Origin of the sequence: Botrimarina sp. (genome assembly GCF_040219535.1) — a bacterium.
GTDB lineage: Bacteria > Planctomycetota > Planctomycetia > Pirellulales > Lacipirellulaceae > Botrimarina.
In genome coordinates, this window is the sequence record NZ_JAVJSH010000024.1 from 1 (window position 1) to 24,026 (window position 24,026).

Annotated in this window: 18 protein-coding genes and 2 rRNA genes; 10 read left to right on the plus strand and 10 right to left on the minus strand. The window is 68.7% G+C overall.

Annotation, left to right across the window (positions count from 1 at the left end):
• Window positions 1-1,229, plus strand: a 23S ribosomal RNA gene (locus tag RIC11_RS13950); the annotation flags it as partial.
• A 182-nt stretch (window positions 1,230-1,411) separates the two neighbouring features.
• A 5S ribosomal RNA gene (gene rrf, locus RIC11_RS13955) occupies window positions 1,412-1,520 on the plus strand.
• A gap of 164 nt (window positions 1,521-1,684) precedes the next feature.
• Here rrf and RIC11_RS13960 read toward each other — a convergent pair.
• The 3 genes from RIC11_RS13960 to RIC11_RS13970 all read right to left on the minus strand — a co-directional run bounded on the left by RIC11_RS13960 (window position 1,685) and on the right by RIC11_RS13970 (window position 4,913).
• Window positions 1,685-1,888 (minus strand): hypothetical protein, encoded by a 204-nt coding sequence (locus tag RIC11_RS13960; RefSeq protein ID WP_350212298.1) that lies wholly within the window; start codon window positions 1,886-1,888, stop codon window positions 1,685-1,687.
• Window positions 1,889-2,256: 368 nt separating this feature from the next.
• Entirely contained in the window at window positions 2,257-3,258 is a 1,002-nt protein-coding gene (locus tag RIC11_RS13965) for an alpha-L-glutamate ligase-like protein (RefSeq protein WP_350212300.1), read from the minus strand.
• Window positions 3,259-3,308: 50 nt separating this feature from the next.
• Complete coding sequence (locus RIC11_RS13970) at window positions 3,309-4,913, minus strand: 7TM domain-containing protein (protein WP_350212302.1); 1,605 nt, start codon at window positions 4,911-4,913, stop codon at window positions 3,309-3,311.
• 299 nt (window positions 4,914-5,212) lie between these two features.
• Between RIC11_RS13970 and RIC11_RS13975 the strand changes: the two genes are divergently transcribed.
• Window positions 5,213-5,764 carry an ATP-dependent zinc protease family protein gene (locus RIC11_RS13975; protein WP_350212304.1) on the plus strand — a complete coding sequence of 184 codons (552 nt, stop codon included), beginning with the start codon at window positions 5,213-5,215 and terminating at the stop codon, window positions 5,762-5,764.
• An 87-nt stretch (window positions 5,765-5,851) separates the two neighbouring features.
• Complete coding sequence (locus RIC11_RS13980; protein ID WP_350212306.1) at window positions 5,852-7,738, plus strand: sodium:solute symporter; 1,887 nt, start codon at window positions 5,852-5,854, stop codon at window positions 7,736-7,738.
• 83 nt (window positions 7,739-7,821) lie between these two features.
• On the opposite strand, the gene RIC11_RS13985 is transcribed toward RIC11_RS13980, so the two are convergent.
• From RIC11_RS13985 to RIC11_RS14015, 7 genes are all read right to left on the minus strand, one after another.
• Window positions 7,822-8,874, minus strand: coding sequence for a RelA/SpoT-related domain-containing protein (locus tag RIC11_RS13985; protein ID WP_350212308.1), 1,053 nt, complete (start codon window positions 8,872-8,874; stop codon window positions 7,822-7,824).
• Between the two features lie 136 nt (window positions 8,875-9,010).
• Complete coding sequence (locus RIC11_RS13990) at window positions 9,011-10,384, minus strand: alkaline phosphatase family protein (protein ID WP_350212310.1); 1,374 nt, start codon at window positions 10,382-10,384, stop codon at window positions 9,011-9,013.
• Between the two features lie 65 nt (window positions 10,385-10,449).
• A complete protein-coding gene (locus RIC11_RS13995) occupies window positions 10,450-11,298 on the minus strand; it encodes a sugar phosphate isomerase/epimerase family protein (protein ID WP_350212313.1) in 849 nt (282 codons plus the stop codon).
• Between the two features lie 280 nt (window positions 11,299-11,578).
• Window positions 11,579-12,829, minus strand: a complete 1,251-nt coding sequence (locus RIC11_RS14000; protein ID WP_350212315.1) for a hypothetical protein — start codon at window positions 12,827-12,829, stop codon at window positions 11,579-11,581.
• 927 nt (window positions 12,830-13,756) lie between these two features.
• Window positions 13,757-14,686 carry a UbiA family prenyltransferase gene (locus tag RIC11_RS14005; protein ID WP_350212317.1) on the minus strand — a complete coding sequence of 310 codons (930 nt, stop codon included), beginning with the start codon at window positions 14,684-14,686 and terminating at the stop codon, window positions 13,757-13,759.
• Entirely contained in the window at window positions 14,670-15,533 is an 864-nt protein-coding gene (locus RIC11_RS14010; RefSeq protein ID WP_350212319.1) for a sugar phosphate isomerase/epimerase family protein, read from the minus strand. The genes RIC11_RS14005 and RIC11_RS14010 overlap by 17 nt, the downstream gene beginning before the upstream one ends.
• Before the next feature lie 54 nt (window positions 15,534-15,587).
• Window positions 15,588-16,817, minus strand: a complete 1,230-nt coding sequence (locus RIC11_RS14015) for a THUMP-like domain-containing protein (RefSeq protein ID WP_350212321.1) — start codon at window positions 16,815-16,817, stop codon at window positions 15,588-15,590.
• Window positions 16,818-16,981: 164 nt separating this feature from the next.
• Here RIC11_RS14015 and RIC11_RS14020 point away from each other — a divergent pair, with 164 nt between their 5' ends.
• The 6 genes from RIC11_RS14020 (at window position 16,982) to RIC11_RS14045 (ending at window position 23,973) form a co-directional block, all read left to right on the plus strand.
• Window positions 16,982-17,953: a DUF6690 family protein gene (locus RIC11_RS14020; RefSeq protein WP_350212323.1), complete on the plus strand. Its 972-nt coding sequence runs from the start codon at window positions 16,982-16,984 to the stop codon at window positions 17,951-17,953.
• Window positions 17,954-17,976: 23 nt separating this feature from the next.
• Window positions 17,977-18,918, plus strand: coding sequence for a GNAT family N-acetyltransferase (locus RIC11_RS14025; protein ID WP_350212325.1), 942 nt, complete (start codon window positions 17,977-17,979; stop codon window positions 18,916-18,918).
• Window positions 18,919-19,376: 458 nt separating this feature from the next.
• A complete protein-coding gene (locus tag RIC11_RS14030; protein ID WP_350212327.1) occupies window positions 19,377-20,873 on the plus strand; it encodes a DnaA ATPase domain-containing protein in 1,497 nt (498 codons plus the stop codon).
• A 186-nt stretch (window positions 20,874-21,059) separates the two neighbouring features.
• The gene (locus tag RIC11_RS14035) at window positions 21,060-22,508 is read left to right on the plus strand and encodes a Gfo/Idh/MocA family protein (protein ID WP_350212329.1); all 1,449 of its coding nucleotides are present in this window, start codon (window positions 21,060-21,062) and stop codon (window positions 22,506-22,508) included.
• A gap of 187 nt (window positions 22,509-22,695) precedes the next feature.
• A complete protein-coding gene (locus RIC11_RS14040) occupies window positions 22,696-23,172 on the plus strand; it encodes a hypothetical protein (protein ID WP_350212331.1) in 477 nt (158 codons plus the stop codon).
• A 156-nt stretch (window positions 23,173-23,328) separates the two neighbouring features.
• Window positions 23,329-23,973: a hypothetical protein gene (locus RIC11_RS14045; protein ID WP_350212333.1), complete on the plus strand. Its 645-nt coding sequence runs from the start codon at window positions 23,329-23,331 to the stop codon at window positions 23,971-23,973.
• The last annotated feature ends 53 nt before the right edge of the window (window positions 23,974-24,026 follow it).

Sequence of the window (24,026 nt, forward strand, 5' to 3'; positions counted from 1 at the left end):
AGTCTAAGGCGCTCGGGAGAACACTGGTTAAGGAACTCTGCAAAATGATCCCGTAAGTTCGCGATAAGGGATGCCCACGCGAGTGGGCCACAGTAAATCGGTTCCTCCGACTGTTTATCAAAAACACAGGTCTCTGCTAACACGCAAGTGGATGTATAGAGACTGACGCCTGCCCGGTGCTGGTAGGTTAAGGTAAGAGGTTCACGCTTCTGACCGAAGCCCCAGTAAACGGCGGCCGTAACTATGACGGTCCTAAGGTAGCGAAGTTCCTTGTCGGGTAAGTTCCGACCTGCATGAAAGGCGTAACGAGAGGAATACTGTCTCAACCAGTGACCCGGTGAAATTGTAGTCGTGGTGAAGATGCCACGTTCCCGCAGCTAGACGGAAAGACCCCGTGAACCTTTACTGTAGGCTGATATTGGGCTGTGGTATGTACTGTGTAGGATAGGTGGGAGGCTTCGAACCCCGGACGCCAGTTCGGGGGGAGCCGTTGGTGAAATACCACCCTTTGCATGCTTTAGTTCTAACGCTGATTCCTGTGAAACCAGGCAGCGGACAGTGTCAGTTGGGCAGTTTGACTGGGGCGGTCTCCTCCTAAAGAGTAACGGAGGAGCCCAATTGGTACCCTCAGCCCGGTTGGCAATCGGGCATCGAGCGTAAAGGTAGAAGGGTGCTAAACTGCGAGACTCATAAGTCGAGCAGGTACGAAAGTAGGGCTTAGTGATCCGGTGGTCCCGCATGGAAGGGCCATCGCTCAACAGATAAAAGGTACTCCGGGGATAACAGGCTTATCGCTCCCGAGCGTCCATAGCGGCGGAGCGGTTTGGCACCTCGATGTCGGCTCATCACATCCTGGGGGTGGAGAAGCTCCCAAGGGTTTGGCTGTTCGCCAATGAAAGTGGTACGTGAGCTGGGTTCAGACCGTCGTGAGACAGGTCGGTCCCTATCTACTGTGGGCGCACGAAACTTGCGAGGGTTCTTCTTTAGTACGAGAGGATTTAGAAGGACGTCCCTCTGGTGTTCCTGTTGTCGCGCTAGCGGCACGGCAGGATAGCTAAGGACGGAAAGGATAAACGCTGAAGGCATCTAAGCGTGAAGCCCGCCTCAAGATTAGGTTTCGTAGGTCAAAGACCGAAAGTCCCCTGGGAGACGACCAGGTTGATAGGCCGGATGTGTAAGCACGGTAACGTGTTCAGCTGACCGGTACTAACGGACGAACGCTTGACCACATTAATCAAACGCTTCAAGCGTCGAAGGTCACGCGCGGGTTGCTGATCCTATCAGCAACCTCGCCGTCACTCTTGCTCGAGCCACGTCACGCGACACGTTGTGTCGCACGGACAAACGTCAAAGCACAACGCGTCCAGTCATCTGGACGAGGCGTCGGCGGTCTCACCGCCGCCGACGGCTTTCTGGCGACCATATCCGGAAGGAAATACCTGTTCCCATTCCGAACACAGTAGTCAAGCTTCCGGAGCCGATGATAGTGCCTACCAGTGCGAAAGTAGGTATCGCCAGTTTTTAAAACCCTCTTGGGCCCCGCCCAAGAGGGTTTTTTTATGCGCCGACGCAGGCCGCAAGCCGCTCTCCGGCGGCCGGCCGGCGGCGCCCTCCTCTCAGCGAAGGCGCGCGCCGGCCTCCGCGGTGGCGACTCACGGCCACGGCGCCACGGCCAGCCACGGCGTCACTGCGACAGCGTGCCCCGGAAGCCGGCCGCCTCGAACGCCGACTGCTTCAGCGGGTCGGTGTACTTCAGCGTCGCGATCTCGCTGCAAGGCAGCACCAGGAACCGTGCGCCGAGCGCGTCCGGGCTGCTCCGCTCGAACAGCACGAACTCGCCGTTGATCATGAAGCCCCTGAACGGCGACGCCTCGTTCAGCTTCGTCACGACGACGCCCCGCTTGGGGATCTCCGCAGGCCAGCGCCGGAAAACCTCCCCCCAGTCGGGGCCCCCGTCGGGCGATGGAGCAGGGGTGCGGTCGCCCGCGGCGACCGGGGCAGCCGCCGAGGGAGCCCCCGATAGGGCGGCGGGGCCCGTTGGCGGCGCAGCGGCGGGGCCGGCCACGGCAACCGGGTCGATCGGCGCGACGGGAGTCATTGGTGCGGCGGAGGTCATGTCCGTTGGGATCTACATGGCGAGGCGGGATCTACGCGGGGACCCCCCGCTGAAATGAGTCTAGGTCACGCAGAGTCGGCTCCCCGCCCTCGCGGAAGCGTCTCCCCGCCCTCACCGCCCCCTTCACTTCACAGCCCCCTTCACTTCACAGCGTAGTCGGGCGGCGGCAAGCCGCTTTCGTTGGCGCCCGGTTCGGGGCGGGAGAGCTCGTCGATCAACGCCCACCGCGCGTCGCCCTGGACCCGCTCGGGGGGGAGCTTCTCGATCTCCGCCAGCCTGGGCCAAAGCCCGGTGCGGTTGGCGACCTGGATCGCCAGGCCGGGCCGCGCGTTCGCTTCCAGCACGACCGGACCCAGTTGAGCGTCGATCACAAAGTCGACCCCGAGGTAGCCGAGCTCCAGCGCGTCGCCCAGCCGCATCGCGGCGTCGAGCAATCCTCGCCAGTCGGGCAGCGCGATCCCCGCGATCGGCTCGTGGGTGTCCGGGTGCCGGTCGACGACCCGGTTCTGGCACACGCCGCCGTAGGTGCGCCCGGAGCCGAGGTTCACCGCCGCGGCGATCGCCCCCTGGTGGAGGTTGGCGCGGCCGCCCGACGCGTGGGTCGGCAGCCGCAGCATCGCCATGACGGGCACGCCCCGGTAGAGGATGACGCGCACGTCGGGCGTGCCCTCGACCGAGACCTTGTCGAGCGTCGGGTGGGTGACGATGCGTTGCTCGATGATCGCGTAGTCGAGCCGCGCGCCGAGCGAGTGCAGCCCGGAGATCACCGTCGAGAGGTAGTAGCGGACCTCGTTCCAGTGCAGCGAGCGGCCTCCCGGCTTCACGTAGACGTCGCCGACCCGCTCGGCGATCACCAGCACGCCGCGGCCCGCCGCGCCGCAAGCGGGCTTCACGACGAAGTCGCTGTGGGTGCTGACAATCTCGGGGAAGCGCGAGATCTCGCCGTGCGACCGCAGCACGCCGTAGGTCTCGGGCACGGGGATGCCGTGCTCTTCGCAGAACTTCTTGGTGATCAGCTTGTTGTCGACCCGCGGGTAATGCCGCCGCGGGTTGGACCTCAGGATGTAGTCCAGGTTCCGCCGGTTGATCCCGAGGATCCCGGCTTCGCGTAATTCGGAGGGCCAAACGAAGTTGCGTGGCATCGTGGAACGGTTGGGCGGCGCGGTGGGGCGGCGCGGTGGGCGTGGCCGGTCTAGCGGTTTTGGACGAGGTCGCGGAAGCGCCACAGCTCGATGACCCGGTAGCCCGCGTACCGCCCGATCGCCACGAACAGGGCGATCGTGACCAGGTGCAGCTCCGGGTAGGCGAAGACCAGGCGGCCCACCTCGTTCCAGCTGAGCACGAAGTAGCAAGCGGCGCCGACGGCCAGCGTGCCGGCGGCCAACTGGGCAGCGTACCCGGCGCCGTCTTCCTCGATCGTCACGTAGAACCGCTCGATCAAGATCGTCACGATCACCAGCGGCAGCAACGCGGCCTTGGCGCTCGGGGCGAAGTCGAAGTACTGCAGGGCCGACACCCCGAACACCACGCAGAGGATGATCAGCGTCAGGATGATGCTCAGCCGAGGGACCATCAGCAGCTGCAGCCGGTTGACCAGCGTGCGGCCGATCAACCCGGTGACGAACACCACCGCGAGGATCACCAGGCCCGAGCCCCAGTCGGCGTAGATGAAGCTGACCGCGAACAGCGCGGGGGCGAACGTGCCGAACGTCGGCACGCCCACGATGTTGCGGAAGAACGCCGTGATCAGCGCCCCGAGGGGCAGCAAGAGCAGCAGCGCCAGCGTTTGGTGCATGTCGACCGGCAGCCGCGTGAGGTCCAGCACCTGGGTCGGCCGGCGGTGTTCTTGGTCGAGCAGCCGGTCGTCCGGGTCCAGCCGCACAAGAGAGAACTGCGCGGAGAGCTCCTCGGCCGACTCCGGCGCGAGGTCGGACCGCTCGGTGTAAACGACGTGCTCCCCGCCCAAGCGGGCGGCGAGGTACGTGTCCGGTAGCCTCCGGGCGTAGCCGTTCTCCGGGTCGTAGGGCTGCCAACCGAAGTCGCGGAACACCTCGACCCAGTGGATGGGCTGCACCTCCGACCCCTGCCGCACGACAAAGCCCGTGACGACCCGGGCGGGCATGCCCGCGGCGCGGCACAGGGTGACCATCATCCGCACGCGGCCCAGAGGGGTCGCCATCCGGTCCTGCTCGACGCCGAGCACGTCGTCGCTGTGGTTTTCGGGCGCCGGGCGGAGCGTCCGCGAGCAGAAATTGAAGATCCACTGCAGCAGCTCGGCCTGGTTGTCGGCGCTGACCTCCGAATTCGCGCGGCTCAGCAACGCGCGGATCCTCTGGCTGCTCTTCGGGAAGATCGTCGGCTCGCCCTGCAGGTAGCGGGCGCGGGCGTCGCCGGAGAGGGAGATCGGTTGCGGCTCGCCCCAGCCGCCGCTTGGGCGTAGTCGGATGACGAACTCGGCCGTGGCGTGCAGCGGTTGCTGGCGGAAGCGGTCGGTCCTGACGATCAGTTCCCTCGTGCCGCTTGGCTTCCGGACAAGGACCTCTTGGATCAGGTCGCCGGTGATGAACTCCTCATCGTCGGGGCGGATCTTGATGTGGTCGTTCGAGACCGGCAACGCCATGTGGACAGCCGTAGCGTCGGTGGGCGCCTTGAAGGTGACGTCGTACGTCAATTGCCAGCGGCTGTCTTCGCGGGCCAGCCTCTCGGCCTGCCTGGCAGAGTACCGCAGGTACGCACCGGTTACACCGATTACGAGCAATGCGACGACGGCGAGCTGACTGAGCGTCCGGCTGCTCAAGGGGAGCCTCTCGGGGCCGAATCTAGGAGTAAAATTAGGCGGGTCACGGGCCTGGCTTGCCGGCGGATGTCCGCCTCGACCGTCGGTGGGCTCCGCAAGTCTGGGGTTCGCGTAGACTATAGCTCGTACCCGGCGCCATGTTTACGTGGCTACCCCAAGCGGTAGACTCGCTGCAAACCGCCGCGCCGCACGCGGCGCCCGTTTGTACCGGCCTTGCCTGTTACACAACCACCCCGTCCCCCCCCCGCCCCCGGCGCCTCCCCTCTATGCTCCCTCGAGTGCTAACCGCGACTGCCCGCGTGGCCGTACTGATCGCCATCGCCGTGCTGCTGGCGATCTCACCGGCGATGGCCGCCGGCAAGGACACCCAGAGCGCCGCCCGTGAGAAGCGGGTCATCGGCGCGAAGGCGATCGTCTCCGAGGTGCAGACCGGCCTGGAGTTCGTCGCGCGGATCGACACGGGGGCGACCAGCTGCTCGATCCACGCGGAGGACGTGGAAGTCGAGGACCCCGGCGACGACATGCGCGACAACATCGACAAGAAGGTGAGCTTCACGATCGTCACCGCGGAAGGGAAGAAGGCCCGGATCGAGTCGACGATCGCCACGACCGTCCGCGTCAAGACGTCCGAAGAGACGGACCGGCGGTACAAGGTCTGGATGACCCTCCGCTACGGCGATGTCAAACGCCGCGTTCGGGTGTCGCTCAACGACCGGTCGCACATGGACCACCCGCTGCTGATCGGCCGGAACTTCCTGCGTGGCCGCTTCTTGGTGGACGTCGAGCAAGAACTCACGCGCCCCGAGGCCGTCGACGCCCCGAGCGACTCGCCCGCGGCGGCGGCCCAATAGCGGCGGCCCAATAGCGGCGGCCCAGCAGCGGCGGCCCAGTAGCGGCTCAATAAGGGTCGCTCCGCGCGGTTGCCGGCGCCCGGCCGCGTGGTTAACTTGCTGCACGAGGTCGGCCCCGGCGCCCGACGCACGGCCCCCGACCGGGCCGAGTGGGCGGACGCCGCGGCCGCCGGGTCGATCGGCTTCTCTCTACAATCGAGCAAACGCGTGCAGGGTCTCGACTGGGCGATCATCGCCGCTTACTTCGCGGTGCTCGTGGGGCTGTCGCTGTGGGCGGTCCGCAAGCGGAACGAAACTTCCGAGGACTACTTCCTGGCGGGCCACAGCCTCGGGTGGTTCGTCGTCGGCGCTTCGATCTTCGCGTCGAACATCGGCTCGGAGCACCTCGTGGGCCTGGCCGGCAGCGGCGCGACCGACGGCGTCGCCCTCGCCCACTACGAGCTGCACGCGTGGTGCCTGCTGGTGCTCGGCTGGGTGCTGGTCCCGTTCTATCTGCGGAGCCGGGTCTTCACGATGCCGGAGTTCCTCGAGCGGAGGTACTCCCCCGCCGCCCGGTACACGCTGAGCATCATCTCGCTGGTCGCGTACATCGTCACGAAGATCGCCGTGGGCATCTTCGCCGGTGGCGCTGTGTTCTCGGCCGTGCTGCCGGAGGTCCGGTTCGGGCCGCTCGACAGCTTCTGGTGCGGCTCGCTGCTGGTGCTCGCCTTTACCGGCGCGTACACGGTCCTCGGCGGCTTCCGCGCGGTCGCCTACACGGAGACCCTGCAGACGGTCGTGCTGGTCGCCGGCTCGGCGCTGGTGACGTACTTCGGCCTCAAGGAGCTCGGCGGCTGGGCCGCGTTCCGCGACTCGCTCGACCCGGAGATGTTCAACCTCTGGAAGCCGCTGGTGCCCGAGGGCCTGGCCGTCACCTGGACGCCCGTCGAGGAACGCTCCCCCGCCGGCGAGCTCACCCGGCAGGCGTGGTACTTCAACGACAACTACCCGTGGTTCGGCATGCTCTTCTGCGCGCCGATCATCGGCCTCTGGTACTGGTGCACCGACCAATACATCGTGCAGCGGGCCCTGGGGGCCGAGAACGAGACCGAGGCCCGCCGCGGCACGATCTTCGCCGCGCTGCTGAAGCTGCTGCCGGTCTTCATCTTCATCATCCCGGGCATGATCTGCCTCGCGCTGGCGCGGACCGGCTCGTACGAAACGCTCAACCCGCTGATCACCGAGCAGGGAACCGTCGACCGCCTCGAAGCGCAGTCGGCCTTCCCGCTGATGGTGCAAACGGTGCTGCCCGTGGGCATCCGCGGTTTGGTCGTCGCGGGCCTGCTGTCGGCGCTGATGAGCTCGCTGGCGGGCGTGTTCAACGCGTCGAGCACGCTGGTCACGATCGACCTCTACAAGACACGCTACCCGGAGGCCTCCGAGCGAACGCTCGTGCGCGTCGGGCGCATCGCGACGATCGTCGCCGTGCTGATCGGCCTGCTGTGGATCCCGATCATCAAGAACGCCGACCGCGGGCTGTACGACTTCCTGCAGAGCGTGCAGGGGTACCTCGCGCCGCCGATCTTCGTGGTGTTCTTCGTGGGGATCTTCTGGCGCCGCGCGAACGGCCCGGGGTGCCTGGCGGCGCTGCTGGTCGGCTTCTTGCTCGGGCTGTTCCGCTTGGCGGTCGACACCTACCCCAAGATCGCGCCGGAGGGCTTCGCGTACGCCGAGGGCTCGCTGCTGTGGATCACGAGCAAGATCTACTTCCAGTACTTCAGCCTGCTGATCACCGCGGTCAGCGCGGCGGTGATTGTCGCGGTGAGCCTGGCCACCGCCGAGCCCGACCGAGAACAACTCAGCGGCCTCACCTACGGCTCGCTGACCGAAGAGCACAAGCGCGAGAGCCGCGCGAGCTGGGGCACGCCGGACGTGGTCGCCTCGGTCGTGGTGATGGGGCTGATCATTGCGGCGTACGTGTACTTCAGCGGGTAGGCACGCTTGGCCTTGGAATCTCACACGCCCGATGCGTAGGATCGCGACGCCGCGGCCGCTGTTGTCTGAGCGGCATTCGTGTATCAGATCGCGATCCCTCGACCTAGTGAAAATCGACTGAGCAGATCGAGAAAGTCTCGGGTGTCAAGAAAATAGTTCGGGTAAGCTCTCCGAAGCTGCTCAATGGAAGTCGCCGCTACAAGTACAGCTTGGCTAGCAGTCCCCTCAGAGATTTCTCGTTCAGTATATGCGTAGTCGCGTGAAGCTTCCTCAAGTCGGCTCTTCGCGTAAGTAGTCACGCTCACTTCCTTAAGCTCAGGGTCTAGTACGATCAAGAAATAGCTGCCTCGATGTGGATCTTCGGATATTGCGTTGAACGCGATGCGGAATGCACCCAGCTTTTCACTGATGCTTAGTCTTTCCTCTTCCGTTCTGATCATCGATTTTAACTGCGGGACCGAATACTTCAGAAACCTCCTTGGCAGAGGGGAGCCTTCCAGGCTTGCGAGGCCGGCGGACGCGAGCTCGAAGAAGTCGAGCCATTCGCCTGGCCCCTCGGAGGACTTGAGGCTTTGGTTCAAGAACGTTCCGGCCACCTCAACGGCGGTCGCCCAAGCGTGTTGAATCCTCGTCCGAATCTGCAATTCCACTTGTAGGCCGTCGTAAGCAGCGGTTTTCCGACCGCAGTACTTGTAGACCAAGTGAAAACCGCGGTACCCCGAAGCTTTTGGCTCCGCGATGTAGTCAGTGTCGGCTACCAACTCATGTGCGAACCGCGACTCTCTGTAATCGGCACGCAGTCGCTCGGCATGGTCAACCGTCTCAACGACGGCTCTAAGACCTCCAATGTCTTGCATGCGGGCGAGTTTCATCGAAGGGTATCTCCGCAGCTTCTCAAGGATCGAAGGCGTACGTTTGAGTCGTTGCACTACAAGGTAGTCACAAGATAGACGAGTCAGCTTGGATCGCAGAGTTGCCTGAAAGGTATTGATCGGATACCCATGGCATGCCCGCCAGTTTGCGAGGGCATCCAAAGCTTCGGAGATTGCGCTCGCGTCGCCCCGCGGACCGAATGCGAGCAGCCTTCCGGCGCGGTTCACGGAGTTGCGTGAATAACGAGGTGTCGGCCATTCCATCGGGCATCAGTCGTCAAAGACATCGAGGTGGGGACGGTGTCGAGCGTTTCATGTTTGACTGCGGGGCGGCGGTGACGGTTCGCTCCAAACACAGGTGTGCTTCCGAAGCCTCGTAAGAAGTGCCATTCGGCGGCGCTCACACCCCAAACTGCCGCAGCACGATCTCGCACACGTCGACGTCGGCCGTCGGCTGCTCGATGAAAGTCCCCTTGCGGCTGCTGAGCAGCACGCCGCGTTGCGCTTCGGTCCGCGGCGGGGCGCCGTGCGAGCCCCTCACGAGCGACGCGTCGAGCGGCACGCCTGCGCCGTGCTCCTTGGCCAGCTCGGGCAGCCAGAACTGCTCGCACGCGTCGTACCCCGGCTTGTTGTGGATGTCGATCGTCCGCGCGAAGCGCGGGGCCAGCGCGTCGTCGAGCCACCAGTAGTACGCCTGCCAGCTGTGCCCCTCGGAGATCAGCACCAGGTCGCCCGACCGCTCGTGCCGCACGCCCTGCCGCTCTTGCTCCTGCGCGTCCCACACCTCGGCGATCCCCTCGAGCGAGCCGAGCACGTCCGCCGCCTTCGCGATGACGCCCGCGTCGCGGTCGCGCACGAACACGTGCCCGACCTGGTGGTCGACGAGCACCCAGGCGGGCGTGGCGGCGAAGTCGATCCGCTCGCGGCCGTCGTCGTCGGTGCGGACCTCCAGCAAGCCCGCCTCGCGGAGCGCGCGGTTCGGGAAGCTCGCGTGCGAGACCTCGCCGATCGCGTACTCCGAAGCGACCAGCCACAGCGGCGCGTCGCCCCAAGCGGCGGCGACGCCGTCGGCCAAGCGGCCGATCTCGATGTCCAGCTCCCCGAGCGCGGCGATCGCCTCGGGCGAGTCGGGGCCGTGCTTCTGCGCGGCGTAGTCCAGGTGCGGCAGGTAACAGTAAGTAAACGCCGGCTTCTCTCGCGCGGCGAGCCACAGCAGCGACGACACGATCCAGCGGCTCCCCTGGATGTTCGCCATCGGCCCCCAGAAGTGCTGCAGCGGGAAGTGCCCTAGCTCGTCGATCAGCTCCTGGTACTGGCTCTCGGGCTTCGTGTGGCACCACATGGTCTCGCTGCCGTCCGGGTTGTGGATCGGCGCGGGGATACACGCGTGCTCGGCGCCGCACCCCTTGGCGAGCAGCGAGAACCACACGGCCGACGTGAGCGACGCGTCGTGCTCCCGCAGCCGGTCCCAGATCTGCGGCCGCTGGACCACCGAGTTCCAAGCGGTCCACATCTCCACCCCGTCGTACGGCAGCTCGCAGCGCGGCTTGCCGTCGCGCCCGTCGCGCCAGTAGTAGCCGTTCGCGACCACGCCGTGCTCGCTCGGCGGCAGGCCGGTCATCATGTTCGCCTGCACCGGCCAGGTGACCGCCGGGGGGCTGGCCACCAGCGGCGCGCGGTCTCCCGCCGCGGCCAGCTCGGTCAGCCGCGGCATGTGCGCAAGGTCCCGCTCACGGAGGCCGGGCACAGAGAGGAGGGCGACTTGGTCGGGCATGGGAGTAGGCAGTAGGCAGAGGGCAGTAGGCAGGCAGCAACTCGCAACTCGCGCCTCGCGACTCGCTACGCTCGAACTAGCGGGGCTAGGAAATCGTACGCGGTCCGCGCCGCTTGCGGCGCCTCGTGGCTTTGGCGGCTTAGTTCGACGCAGACCGGGACCCCGGGGCAGTGCTTCTCCAGCGCCGCAAGCACCGGCGGGAAGTCGATCTCCCCTTCGCCCAGCGGCAGGTGCCGGTGCACGCCGCGGATCATGTCCTCCAGGTGCACGTTGGCGATCTCGCTGGCGTGGCGCTCGATCTGATCGGCGATGGGCGTCTCGTCGAGGCAGTGCAGGTGGCCGACGTCGACCGTCAGCCGCAGCGCCTCGACCGTCGCGCCGGCCGCCAGCAGACGCTCTTTCAGCTCTCGGTAAGCCGACAGCGTGTCGACGAGCATCCCCGGCTCGGGCTCGAAGGCGACCGGCATGCCGCCGCGGTCGGCGTAGGCGAGCACCTCCGCGAGCGCCGGCACGAGCCGGTTCCATGCCTCCTCGGCGTGGGCCCCGTCGTGCACGACGCCCGACCAGGCCGACGTGCAGACCGCGCCGACCTCCCGCGCCGTGTCGACCGCCTGCTGCAAGTACGCGACGCGCTGCGCGCGGCGCTCCGGGTCGGGCGACACGAGCGTCGGCTCGTGCTTGGTCCAGGGGTCGAGCAAGAACCGCGCGCCGGTCTCGACGACCAGCGTGAGCCCCAGCTTCTTCGCCAGCCGCCGCAGCCGCCCCGCCTGGTCCCCGAGCCGGGGGTCGCGCGGGTTGATCACGCCGTGGTCGATCGTCACCGCGACGGCCCGGTACCCGATCTCCGCGAGCACGCGCATCGCGTCCTCGGGGTCGTGGTGGGCGAAGCCGTTGGTGTTGTAGCCGAGCAGCACGGGCGGTAGGGCAGGGGAGAGCTGGCAGGCAGGGCGGACCGCAGCTGGACCGAAAGCCCAGATGGCCCTCGATTCTCTCAACCCTAGCCACGCCAGTCGACCGGGCGGGGGCAACGTAGGGTAGGTGCTCGCTCCTACCATTCCGCGCCGCTACGCTAGTTGCGTTAATAGGCGAGGTTGGACGCCGTGCTCACACCCGACAGGGGATGAGCAGTGAACCCGCATCGCCACGCAGCCCGTTCATCCGCTACGCGGGTGAGAATGGCGCCCGGCCCGGAGGTCAACAGCAGGCCACGCGGCGCCGGCGGCAGAGCGGCGCGGCCGCCATGCCCAGCAGCGCGGCCGACGCGGGCTCGGGGATCCGCGCGAACGGGTTCGCCGATTCGCCGCTGATCACGTACTCGAACGTGTCGGCGAAGAACGCGCGGGCCGCGCCGTCGAGCCCCGCGCGGGTGTGCAGCGTGAGCCGGCTAAAGATCGTGTAATCGACGCCCGGCGTGAGCGAGGCCGCCGTGGTCAGCGTCTCGAACACGTCGGCCTCTTTGAACACGCCCCCGAGGGCCTCGACCTCGACGAACGCGCGGTCCTCCGAGATGACCTCGCCGTCGGAGTCGAGGATCTGCAGCAGCGCCTCGGCCGAGGCCTCGCTGAAGTTGTCGGCGAGCAACCGGCCGTCGAGCGCGGCGTGCAGGTAGATGTCGACCGGGTCGGCGCCTTCGCTCGTGTCGAACCGGAACGTGCGGCTAAGGCTGCTGACCTCGGTGTTCTCGCTGCCGCCGATCGACTGCGAATCGACGCCGTGGTCGGCCCCGAGGTCGCCGACCGTCACGCCCACGCCGTCGATCGCCGGCGGCTGGAAGTCGAAGAAGCCCTCGTTGCCGCCCGGGATCGGGACCGATGGGCGGTCGGTCACGACATCGCCCGAGATCCGCATGCGGATCGCCTGCGGCGAGAACAACTCGAACACGCTGGCCTCGGGGTCGTCGCGGTTGGCGTCGCCGACCTGGAAAGCGGGCACGCTGTCGCGGGCCTGGAGGATGCCGCCGGGGATCGTGGCGAACTCGTTGTCGGCCGGGTTCACGTTGCTGTATTGGAAGGTCCACCCGGTCCCGGAGAAGGGCCGCTCGATGGCCAGCGTCAGCCAGTAGTCGCCCGCGGCGATCGAGGGCACTTCCGAGGGGTCGAAAACCGTCGTCAGCGTGCCGCTCTGGGTGATCACACCCGCGGCGAAGCTCTGCGACGGCAGGCTCGACTCGGCGATGATGTTCGCCTGCGTCGTGCCCGGCCCGATCTGGTTGCTGATGATGTAGTTGGTCTGGACGGTCTCGAACGTGCCCGCGTAGAGGTCCAACTGAAAGTTTGTGACGTCCTGCTTCAGCGAGAAGGGCTGGCTGAAGTAAGTCACGGTGGCGGGCGCCGTGCCGCCGATCCCGAAGGGACTACGCGGCAAGGTTTCGATCAGAGCGATCGCCTGAGCGGGGATCGTGAGAAGAAGGGCCGCGGCGGCCAGGAAGCATCGGGTGAAGGTCATGAGGCGACTCAATAGAAGGATCGTAGGCGATAGGCCCCTCGGCTGTTCTCGGTGTTCCTGACGGCTCTTTCAGAGCGCGGTGCAGGGTAAGCAGGACGCCTACCCATGTCAAAACCTCGAATCGCGGGAATTAGCCACGCGCCGTGCTCACCCTCGCAGAGGATGAGCACGTGAAACCGCTTCGCAACGCAGCATGCCATCCGCTTGTTGGGTGAGCATGGCGACGCGTCGCTAGGCGGAGCAGGCCGCTCACGCCGGCGTGGCCAAATCCGCCGTTGCGCCGTGGTTCGGCGGCCACAATGCGGGGTTCGTTCTGGGGCTCAAGGCGCCGAGCCCGCTCCGGAGGCCGTACACGCTTGCGCATGCCGGCGGCGTTTCGTTACACCTTGGCTCAGATGGCCAACCTGTAACGCTTCGCTAACTCGTTGCCTTGCAGGCGCTTAAGGTCGTTTTGGACACGAAATAGCGTGACAACGCGTTTTTCGGCGTGTCGCGTTTGTTTCAAACCGAAAGTCGGCGCCGCAGGTGGCTTTTTCGGTCCGTCCTCGTTCTCCGTGGGTCACCTCGAACAAGTGCGTATTTCGGACCTCAACTCGGACAACAACAACGGGGGGGTCGCCCCGACGCCGCCGCCCTCGCATCGACCGCTGCCTAGGGGTGACGGCCGACGCGAGGGCGACGACGACGGGGCTCGAGCGAGACCTGCCGATCCAGAATCACGCCCTCAGAAGACAGCTTGGTCAGCCCCTCCCGTTTTCGCCGTCGCGTCGGTCCTCGCCCTCCGATGGGATCGACGCGACGGCGGAAGCGGGTGGGGCGGCCCCCTCTTGTCGAGCCCGAGCCGAGGGAACTGCACTCACGGAAAACCCGGATGGAATGTCTGTCGGCGGCGAGCGATCACGGGTCGGCGCCTCGCTCGCCGGCGGGCTACGTCGATGGGACCCGCAGGGCCAGCACCGACGCGATCGGCAGCAGGCAGAGCACCGCCAGGCCGACCGACGGGCCCGCGTAGGTGGTCGCCAGGGCCACGTCGATCAGCAGCAGCCCGCGGATCGCGATCCCCACGCCGCGGCCGATCAGCTTCGGGGTAGGCCGGATCAGGCCGGCGGTCATGCCGCGGAGGGCCATCAGCGTGGTCACGCCCCACAGCAGCCAGCCGCCGAGCCACGTGACCACCGGCGTGGGGCCATCCAGAAAATAAGGAGCGAGCGTGAGCCACACCAAGCCCGCCAGCGACACCAGCCACCCGGCCGCAAGCTGCGTGCGCCGGCCGCCGAGCGACTCGTCGCGCGCGAACAGGGTGAACCCACACGTATAAACGAGCACGCCGGGCGCCACGCTCAGCACCGCGCCGCGGTTGAGCTCGACGGCCATCCCCATGACGCCGTTCAGCGCGCGGCAGAGGCCCATCAGCAGCGGCCCGAGCGGGGTGCGCTTCAGCGGGCTGTTGTAAGCGGCGATCGCGGCCACCAGCACCGCGGCGACCACCCCAGCCAGCGGGTGGGCCAGCGCGGCCAGGCCGACGCCGCCGGCGAGGAGCCACGTGGCCAAGCGTTTGGCCGAGCAGCGGGAAACGAGCCCCTGGGCGATCGGCCGGCCGCGGTCCTCGGCCGCGTCGCGGGCCGCGTCGACCACATCGTTCATAGCCATGCCGCCGGAGTACAGGCAGAGCGTTGCGCACGAGGTGAGCACCACGAACCAACTCGGCTCCAGGTAGCCGGTCGCCACGGCGTGGCCCATCCACACGTCGGCCACGGCGGTCGGCGCGTTCGAGAGCCGCAGCAGCCGGGCGTAGCCCATCGCGACCGCTCGCCGGCCGGGCCGCGCCGCCGGGGGCTGGTCAGCCGTTTCGGCCAAGGCGGGCCTCTTCTACCAGCGGGGTCAGAAAGGCGAACGCCTCGGCGGCCGCCGCGTCGGGCTGGTCGCCGTACGGGTAGAGCTCGACCGTGAGGAAGCCGTCGTAAGCGGTGGCGGCGATCTCACGCAGCGTGGCGGCGAAGTCGATCGCGCCGTGGCCGGGGATCAGGTGCTGGTGGACCCGCGTGGCGGCGATGTCCTCGAGGTGGTAGTGGACCGTGTGCGGCGCCATCTTCGCGACCCAGTCTTGCGGGTCCTCGCCGACGCAGTAGGCGTGGCCGATGTCGAAGTTGAGGCCGACCCGTGGCGAGTCGATCCGGTCGACGAACTCGAGGTACTCGTCGAAGCGCTCGATCAGCAGGTCGGGCTCCGGCTCGATCAAGAGCCCCACGCCGAGTTCCTCGGCCAGCTCCACGCAGGGCATCAGCTCCGCGTAGAAGCACTCCAGCGCGGCCCGCCGCGTGGGGAAGTCGTCGAGCGGCCCGCCGGGCTCGGTCGTGATGTGCGGCGCGCCGAGGTCGGCGGCGAGCTGGAGGGATCGCTTGGTGTGCTCGCGGCGGATGGCCCGGTAGTGCGGGTCGGGCTCGGTCCAACTGGGCCGCCAGTACGGCTGCCGCGGGTCGGCCACGGCGTTCATCATGAACGCGTTGATGTTGGAGATCGCCAGGCCGGTCGCGTCGAGCGAGTCGCGGATGGCTTGCTTCTGCACGTCGAGCAGCCCGGCCGGCCAAGCGTGCGGCACGTCGGCCAGCAGCTCGACCCCCGCGTACCCGGCCTGCGCGACCCGCCGCAGCGCTTCGTCGACCGGGAAGCTGAGGTAAGCGTTGGTGCTGAAAGCGAGGCGCAAGGCGGGGGGCCTGCTGGGGCGAGGGTCGGGCGTTGGCGAGGACCGCGCGGGCCGCTAATTGTGACCGGGCCGCTCGGCCGCGACTACCTGGGGACGGCCGGCCCCGCCGCTCAGCACGAGCAGCGTCAGCTCCTCCGAGCCGCGCAAGCGCAGCTTCTGCCGCAGCGACTCGGGCCGCACGTCGACGCCGCGGCACTTGATCTCCAGCCGGCCCACCCCACGCTCGGCCAGCCAGCCCGAGAGCAGCTTGGGCTTGAGCGGCAGGACCTCGAGCACACGGAAGGCCGGCGCGAGGGGGTCTTGAGGGTCGCGGTCGCCGGTCAGGTAAGCGCTGCCGCCGAGCGCGCCGGCCAAGCCGTGCCGCTCGGCGAGCGAGCCGCGCAGGTCGGCCGCAAGCACCGCCGGATCGGGATCGACGATCCAGTCGCCGAGGCGATCGGCGGTCGGCGTGGGCAGGCCGGCGGTTCCGACGAGCGTGGCCGGCTCGGCCGCCGGGGAGTTCGGTCCACCGAACAGGCGGGTCGCTCGCCGGCGGCCGGGCGCCGACGCGAGCCGGCCGGCCCACACGACCAACTGCCGGCACTCGCCGCCGCGGCTGATCCACTCCGCTTCGGTCTCGGCGAGCCACTCGTCGGGCAGCCGCGCCGCGGGGGCGAACTTAACGGCCATGTCGCCGACCGAGCGCCGCCAAGCGGCGAGGACCTCGAGCGGCGGCTCGTGGCGGTCGGGCTGGCTGGTGCGGCGGCCGGCGGGCCGGCGGTCGGGGTCGGCGTGCCACGCGTCGGCGTCGGGGGGGTCGTCGGCGCCGAGGGACTGGCGGCTGACGCGGGCCGAGAACCCGTACACGGCGGCGTTCCGCTCGGCCATCGCGGCGAGCACCGGGTCGGCGTCGACGCCGGCCGCTTCGGTCGCCGCCCCGGCCAGGCCGATCAAGTCGCCCCCGGCGCCGCAGCAGAGGTCGACGACCCGCGAGCACCCGGCGAACCGCCGCGCTTTGTAGCGAGCGACCCACTCGTCGGTGGCTTGGGCCAGCGCCTTGCGAGTGAAGTACATGCCGGCCGCGCGGGTGAACTTGCGGGCCGCGCGGCTGCGGAGCTCCACCAGCTCGAAGAGGGCGGCCGCGCGGCCGGCGGCTTGGGGCGCGTCGGCCGGGGCGTCGTCGGTCAGGCGTTTCCGCATGGCGGCCACCGCGGCGACGGTCGCCTCGGCCCCGGCCAACTCTTGCAGCAGCGCCGCCGCGGCGTCGCCGGTCAGCCACGGGGCGTGCTGCTCGATGGGACTCAACGGCTTTTCCGGGTCGAACGGTCTGAGGTCGCTGCGGCGCTTGTCCGGTCGGTAGGGGGAGCAAGCCGTCAACGCAAGCCGCCGGGCGGCCGGCGCCGAGGATGAACGCAGAAGCGCAGCGCTGCGCCGCCCCTCGTTGCCCGCCATCCCCGGAGTGCCCTGCCGTGTCCCTTCGCCCGCTAGCTCTTGCGGGGGTGCTCGGCGCGGCCGTGGGGGGGCCCTACGTGTTGTCGCAAGGACCCGACTCGCTGGGCAACCCGTGGGGGCCTTCGGCGCAGCCCGGCGCCGAGGCCGCCGCCGAGCAAGCCGCCCCGGCCGAGTTCGACCTCACCCCGCCCGTCGCCCCGCCGCCCGAGGGGCCCGGTGGGAAGATCTACGGCCGGCACGCGTCGTTGACGGGGCCGGCGGGGATCTCGCTGGCCGACGCGCTGAACTGGAACATCACGAAGAATTGGGTCTACACGCACTGGGACCGCAAATCGACCGGGCTGTCGGACCCGCAACTTTTCGGAGTCCGCGTGCCGATCGTGACCGGCGCCGGGATGACCGACGTGGCCGGGGCGGTGTCGTACTACTTCGACAACGCCGGCACGCTGCAGAAGATACGCCTGAAGGGCCGCACGGCCGACACGAGCCGCCTGGTCTACCTGGCGACAACGGCGTTTGGCATGGCGCCCCGCACGTCGGCCGCGCCGGGCGAGCAGCTCTATCAGGCGTTCGATGGCGACCGGCTCAAGGGAGAGCTGCGCACGCGGCCCGAGGGGGTGCTTTGGGGCGCCTCGCCGCACGAGAGCTTCGACGTCGCGTTCGAAGCGACGCGTCCCGGCAGCCCCTACTCGGCTTCATCGCTTATCCCGAGGTTCCAGCCTCCGGGCGCCGCCGGCGCCGACGCGGCGACGGCGCCCGGTCCGGGGCAGCCCGACGCGGTCTTCCCGGCTCGCACCGTGGTTCCCGACGCGGCGCCCTCTGCCGAGCCGGCCAACGAGCCGGCCACGGAAGCGGCCGCCGATGGCGCCGCGAAGGCCAGCGGGCCACCCACACCGAAGCTGCCGGAGTTCGGCGCGCCGGCCGAGGCCCCGCCCCGCGACGTGAAGCCGCTCGACGGCTACCGAGACCGCTTCCGCTGGCCGGGCTAGCCGCGCGGCGGTAGCCTGCTGCAATGCCCGCGGAGAGCTCGGCGTCGCGCGTCCGAGTGGCGGCTGTCGACGAGCAGCACGCCGCGATCGCGCTTGCGCTGCGGTCGCTGCCGGCCGAGAACCGCGGCCAATTGCTAGACGCTGTCGGGCGCCCTCAGAGCCATCCGCTCGGGCCGCTGGATGGCCTCGTCGTACTGGAGCGGCGAGGCCGCTTGGCAGCCGCCGCATGGGCGCAGCCGTCGCCTGGCAAGATTGCGGCCCTCTGGCCACCCGAATGGCGGACGCGCCGACCCGAGGGCGCGACCGCCGACGAGGTCCGGATGCTCAGGGTCGTGACCGACGCGTGCGACGCCGCCGGAGTCGGCCTGATTCAGGCGCTGTTGGAGGACGAGGCCGACCCCCGCTGCGCTTCGTTGGCGGCGGCCGGCTTCCGCCGAATCGCGACGCTCGAGTACCTGGGCCGGAGCCTGCCCTCCGGCAGCGAGTCGCTCCGCAGCGACGGCGCCGAGCTGCGGTTCGAGTCGCTCAGCGAGGCCGGCTACGAGCGGCTCAAGCGGGTTGTCCAGCAGACCTACGAAGAGAGCCTCGACTGCCCCGGCTTGGGCGAGGCCCGGCGCCTGGACGACGTGCTCACGGGCTACCGCGCGACGGGGAGCTACGACCCGGAGAACTGGCTCGTCGCTGCCGACGCCCAAGGCGACGTCGGCGTGTTGATCCTTGCCGAGCACCCGGCATCGGACCAAGCGGAACTGGTCTACATGGGGCTGTCGCGCCGGGGGCGGGGCAGGGGCCTCGGCAAGGCGCTGGTGGCCGAGGCGGTGCGACGCGCGGCCGCGATCGGCGCGGAGCACTTGATGGTCGCGGTGGACCGAGCGAACACGCCGGCGAAACGCGTGTACGAAGCGGCCGGCTTCGTCGCTTGGACGCAGCGGTTGGTCCTCGTGCGTAGCGCCGAGCGACGGTGAGTCACCGGGCGCCGACGCAGCGCTTTGCACTCCACGTCGGCGGAGCGAATCGCGTTGTCGACAACGCCATTTGACTAGCGGCGTTCGGATTAAAGTCCGGTTAAGGCCGCGCGAGCGATCGGTTATCCCCCGTCGTTCGCCGCGCGTTTGACAGCAGTGCTGTCGGCTCTAGAATCAGCCCCCTCGGGTGAAACGAGGCGCCCCGGCAGCTCGCCGGGATGCGTTTATCGAATGGCGGGGCGGGCGACTCCGCCCGGTCTCGCCGCCGGTTTCTTGCAGCCCATGGCGTGGCTAGGCTCCTACGCCGAGGCCGCGCGGTCATGCGGTCGACGATTGCCAAGACGGCAACTGCCGACCGCTCCGGCTGCGAGCGCGCCCGAGCGGACGCGGGGACATTGCGTCAGGCCCTTGGCCGGGCGCAACGGGGTGGTGTAGGAAAAGCACACGGAAGGCGATGCATGGAAGGCGTTTGCGAAAGCGTCGCGGCGTTGCGAGATCAGTACCGCGAAGGTTTGCGACGCCGGATCGGCGAGCACCGCTTTGCAACTTGGTTCGAAGGAACGGTCGGGATCGCCGTGGAACAACCGGACGAAGGGAATCCTCCGAAAGTCCGGCTCACCGCGCCGTCGGCGTTCGAGTTGGGCCTCGTCCGCAAGCAGTTCCTAGAAGACCTCCAGGCGACGGCGCGCCTGACGCTGAACGAGGCCTCGGTGGTCGACTTCGCGGTCGCGCTGCGTGACCAGCCGGCGTCGCCCGGGCTCGAGCCCGCTGCCGCGACATCTCTCGGCAAAGTGGGCGAAGGCCTTGCTGTGCGGAAGGGCTCCCCACAACGGCAGGCCCCGCTTGCCCGAGAGGAAGCCCAACCGCCGGCCGCGCCGCCGGAGGCCACCGCACGCCAGTCCGCCGCACACCAGTCAGCCGCTGCGGCCCAGTCGCGGCCCGAAGCGTTGGCAGGATGGGTCGAGGGGCCGTGCAACGCGGCCGCGACGCACCTTTGCCGCCGGCTCTTGGCTGGCGGGCCCGTGCCGAGCCCGACGCTGCTGTGGGGGCCGGCCGGCGTCGGCAAGTCGCACCTGCTCCGTGCGCTCGCCGAAGCGGGACGCCGGCGGCGGCGGCGGGTCGTGGCGATCGGCGCCGAGCAATTCCTCCGCGGCTTCGTCGAGGCGGCGCGCGGCGACGGCATGGCCGCCTTCCGCACGCGGTACGCCGAGGGCCAGTGGCTGCTGGTCGACGACTTGCAGCACCTCGCCGGCAAAGCCCGCACGATCGAGGAGTTCCGCCAAACGGTCGACGCGTACGCCGAGCGCGGGGGGACCGTCGTGATGGCGGCCGACCGGGGCCCCGGCGAGCTGCGCGACCTGGGCCCCGAGTTGGCTTCGCGGCTGGCGGGCGGGCTGCCCGTCGAGCTGACGATGCCGCACCCGAGCGTCCGCGAAGAGCTCGTGCGCCGCGCGGCCGAAGGGGCCGGGCTGGACCTCCCGCCACACGCGGCCAAGGCCCTGGCGTGCCGGCTGATCGGCGGTGGCCGCGAAGCACGCGGCGCGGTCAACCGGATGGCCCTGCTGCACCAGACCCTCGGCCTGCCGCTCGACGAACGCCTAGCGGAACAAGTGGCGGACGACTCCAACCGCTTGTCGACTCCGCCGGTGCGGCTGGGCGACATCCAGCGCGCCGTTTGCGGCGTGTTCGGCGTCGACGCCAGGACGCTCCGCTCGGACAAGCGGACCAAGTCCGTTACCGAGCCGCGGATGCTCGCCATGTGGCTCGCCCGGAAAATGACCGGCGCGGCGTGGAGCGAGATCGGCGACCACTTCGGGCGGAAGAGCCACAGCACGGTGATCTCGGCCCACCGCCGCGTCGAGCGGTTGTTGGCCTCGCCCACCCCGACACGACTCTCCGTGGGGGACTTGGGGGAAACGATCCGTCGGGTCGAAGCGGCACTCCGCAGCGCCTAGCCGCGTCGCGGGGCGCCATAAAGAACAGCTACCGGCGCGCGATTTGGGCGGGTTTCGCCCGGAGGGGCCTTTTCTTCGGTGCGCCGGCGAGCGATCGTAGGTGTGGGGCGACGCCCCGCACCGAAGCGGCCGACGCCGCCTTTTCCGCGACTTAAGAGAGACCCAGGCCTCAGCGCAATCCGACCTATGGCAAAGCATCAAGCTCCCACCGCGACCCGCCGCCAATTCCTTCAGACGTCCGCAGCGGCCGCGGCGCTCGCGACCACACGGACGGGTTGGGCGAGCGGCTACAAGAGCGCGAACGAGCGGCCGGTGTGCGCGTTCATCGGGACGGGGATCCGCTACGAGAGCCTGGTGACCGACGCCATCCGGTTCGGCCCCGCGGCCGCCCTGTGCGACGTCGACGGCCGGCAGCTCCGCAACGCGGCCGGCAAGCTCGACAGCGCGTACGAGTCGCACGGTGTGGCGGCGCCGCGGTACGACCTGTGCGAGGACTACCGCCGTATCTTGGACCGGTCGGACATCGACGTGGTCGTCATCGCCACGCCCGACCACTGGCACACGAAGATCGCGATCGAGGCGCTCCTGGCCGGCAAGGACGTCTACTGCGAGAAGCCGCTCACGCACCACGTGGCCGAGGGCCGGCGTATCTTGGCGGCCCTGGACCGGACGAAGCGGGTCATGCAGGTGGGCACGCAGCAGCGGTCGGGCGGCCAGTTCCAGACGGCGGTCGCGTTGGCGCGGGCCGAGCGGGTCGGCAAGGTGAAGCGGGTGACCTGCGGCATCAACGACTCGCCGAGCTGCGACCCGCTGCCGATGGTCGGCCCCCCGGGCGAGCTGAACTGGAACCGCTGGCTCGGCCCCGCTCCGTGGGCCGACTACCGCGAGGCGCCCTCCCTGCCGGAGGGCGGCTACGGGAGCGAGCACCCCTACAGCCGGTGCCACGCGCACTTCCGCTGGTGGTACGAGTACGCCGGCGGCAAGCTCACCGACTGGGGCGCGCACCACGTGGACATCGGCATGTGGGCCCTCGACAAGTCGGACGCGTCGATCGGTCGCTACACGATCGAGCCGCGCCGCGTGAGCCACCCCATCGAGATGGACGAGAACGGGTACCCGAAGGACGACGACCGCTTCAACACGGCGACGAACTTCGACGTGCACATCGTCTTCGAGGACGGCGTCGAGCTCGACATCGTCGACTACTCCCAGCGGCTCGACTTCGGCAACGGCATCATGTTCGAGTGCGAGGACGGTCGGTTCTTTGTCAACCGCGGCAAGCTGACGGGCAAGCCGGCCGAGGAGCTTAAGGAGAACCCGCTCCCCGAGTCGGTCTTCGAGGAGTTCCTGGGGGACTCGGTCGATCCGGCCAAGCTCTCCGACGACGAGTCGCACGAAGCGCGGGGCGGCGCCCACATGAAGAACTTCATGCAGTGCGTGAAGACCCGCGAGAAGCCGATCTCCGACGTCGCGTCGCACCACCGCAACCTGACGGTGTGCCACGTGTCGAACATCGCCCTCCGGCTGGGCCGCAAGCTCACCTTCGACCCGGTCAGCGAGCGGTTCGTCGACGACCCGAAGGCCGACGAGCTCCTCGAGCGGGAGTACCGCAAGGGCTACGAGATCGAGAGCTGAACTCGGCTTGCCGCGACAGCGGCGCCGCTGCGCCGCGCTCGTGAATCGGGAAGGTTGTTGGAAGGGGCTGCGCCGCAGCGGCCCGGCGTCGGCTGCCGCCCTCGGGCGGTGAGCTACGCTTGCATCTGCGGGCCCCGCCGCTCGGGCGGCGGGCGGCCGAGGCACTCCAACCCCCGAGGATGCAGTCGTGTCCAAGCGGCATCTGCGGAAGCGTTTGTACGTCGATCGCAAGGTCCAAGGCGCCCTCATCGCGCGCGCGGCGCGGTACTGGGCCGTGAGCGTGACGGTCGTCGCGATGCTGACGGTCATCGGGTGGGTGTTCCTCGCCCCCGGCGTGGGGGCGTTGGTGAGGTCGCCGGAGCTGCTGCGCGGCGTGCTGACCTGCCTGGTGATCTCGGTCGTCGTGTCCGGGTTGCTCTTGCCGATCGTGTTGTACGACCTCGTGCGCTTCACCCACCGCTTCGCGGGCCCGATGGTCCGCCTGCGCGAGTCGATGCGGCGCGTCGCCGCGGGCGAGACGGTCGAGACCCTGCGGTTCCGCGACGGCGATTACTGGCAAGAGTTCGCCGACGCCTTCAACGCGATGCAGGCGCGGATCGAGAACGCGCCGATCGGGAGCGCGCCGCCGACGCGCGGCGCCGACGAGCGTGGGCAAGAAATCTAGGAATCCGCCGGCCCGCTCCTCGGGAGCGAGCTACGGTTTCAATTAGGCAGGGCGCACCCGCCGCCTGCCCGACGCGGGCGAGCCCACCCCGGTGGGACCGCCGCTCCTCATCGCTACTCTGCGGCTGCGGGTCCGCCCCTTATCGGGAGAGCCTCGATGGCCAGGTCGCCCCTCGCGTGTGTCGCGCACTTCCTCGTGCTGCCGGTCGCACTGCTCGCGACGGCGGCCTCGGCCCATGGGGCCGACGTGGTCGAGATCATCGAGCACTGGTCGCTGTCGGTGGGCGGCCCCGAGACGAACATCAGCGCGCCGCAGGTGACGATGGTCATGTCGCCGACCGGCGACACGGAGACCGACTACTTCATCGTCGCGCTCAACCACTGGTCGTCGCCGGAGTTCGGCGCCGGCGGGGTGCAGGTGCAGCACTGGACCGGCGACACCGCATCCGACCACGCGAACGCGCCGACGACGTCGCCGCTGCACCACGACGGCGAGACCGTCAGGTGGAAGCAGCGGATGTCGATCGATGGCGGCGAGGTCGTGTTCGAGGTGCTCGACGGTACTTCGCAGTCTTGGGGGTCGTTCGCTGCGAGCGGCGACCTGCGGCTGCGGGTCGACGCGGGGGTCGATCGGCTCAACGCGTACCTGCCGGCGGTCTCTCTAACCGAGAGCGGGATCGGCTACGCCGGCAACCGCGTGTCTTCGTTGATTCTCGAGAAACTCCAGTGGCGGTTCGCCGGCGAGGAGGAATTCAACGAGATGGTCGCCCCGATCGACATCGACGCCGACCTCGATCCGTAAGAAGGACCCCCAGCCCCCGCGTACGGAACGACCGCTCTTGCCGCCCTAGAACC

Coding starts and splice junctions, on each gene's coding strand:
- RIC11_RS13965 (WP_350212300.1), bottom strand. CDS start 3,258: ATGCCACGCAACTTCGTTTGGCCCTCCGAATTACGCGAAGCCGGGATC.
- RIC11_RS13985 (WP_350212308.1), bottom strand. CDS start 8,874: ATGGAATGGCCGACACCTCGTTATTCACGCAACTCCGTGAACCGCGCC.
- RIC11_RS13990 (WP_350212310.1), bottom strand. CDS start 10,384: ATGCCCGACCAAGTCGCCCTCCTCTCTGTGCCCGGCCTCCGTGAGCGG.
- RIC11_RS14000 (WP_350212315.1), bottom strand. CDS start 12,829: ATGACCTTCACCCGATGCTTCCTGGCCGCCGCGGCCCTTCTTCTCACG.
- RIC11_RS14025 (WP_350212325.1), top strand. CDS start 17,977: ATGCCCGCGGAGAGCTCGGCGTCGCGCGTCCGAGTGGCGGCTGTCGAC.
- RIC11_RS14030 (WP_350212327.1), top strand. CDS start 19,377: ATGGAAGGCGTTTGCGAAAGCGTCGCGGCGTTGCGAGATCAGTACCGC.
- RIC11_RS14035 (WP_350212329.1), top strand. CDS start 21,060: ATGGCAAAGCATCAAGCTCCCACCGCGACCCGCCGCCAATTCCTTCAG.
- RIC11_RS14045 (WP_350212333.1), top strand. CDS start 23,329: ATGGCCAGGTCGCCCCTCGCGTGTGTCGCGCACTTCCTCGTGCTGCCG.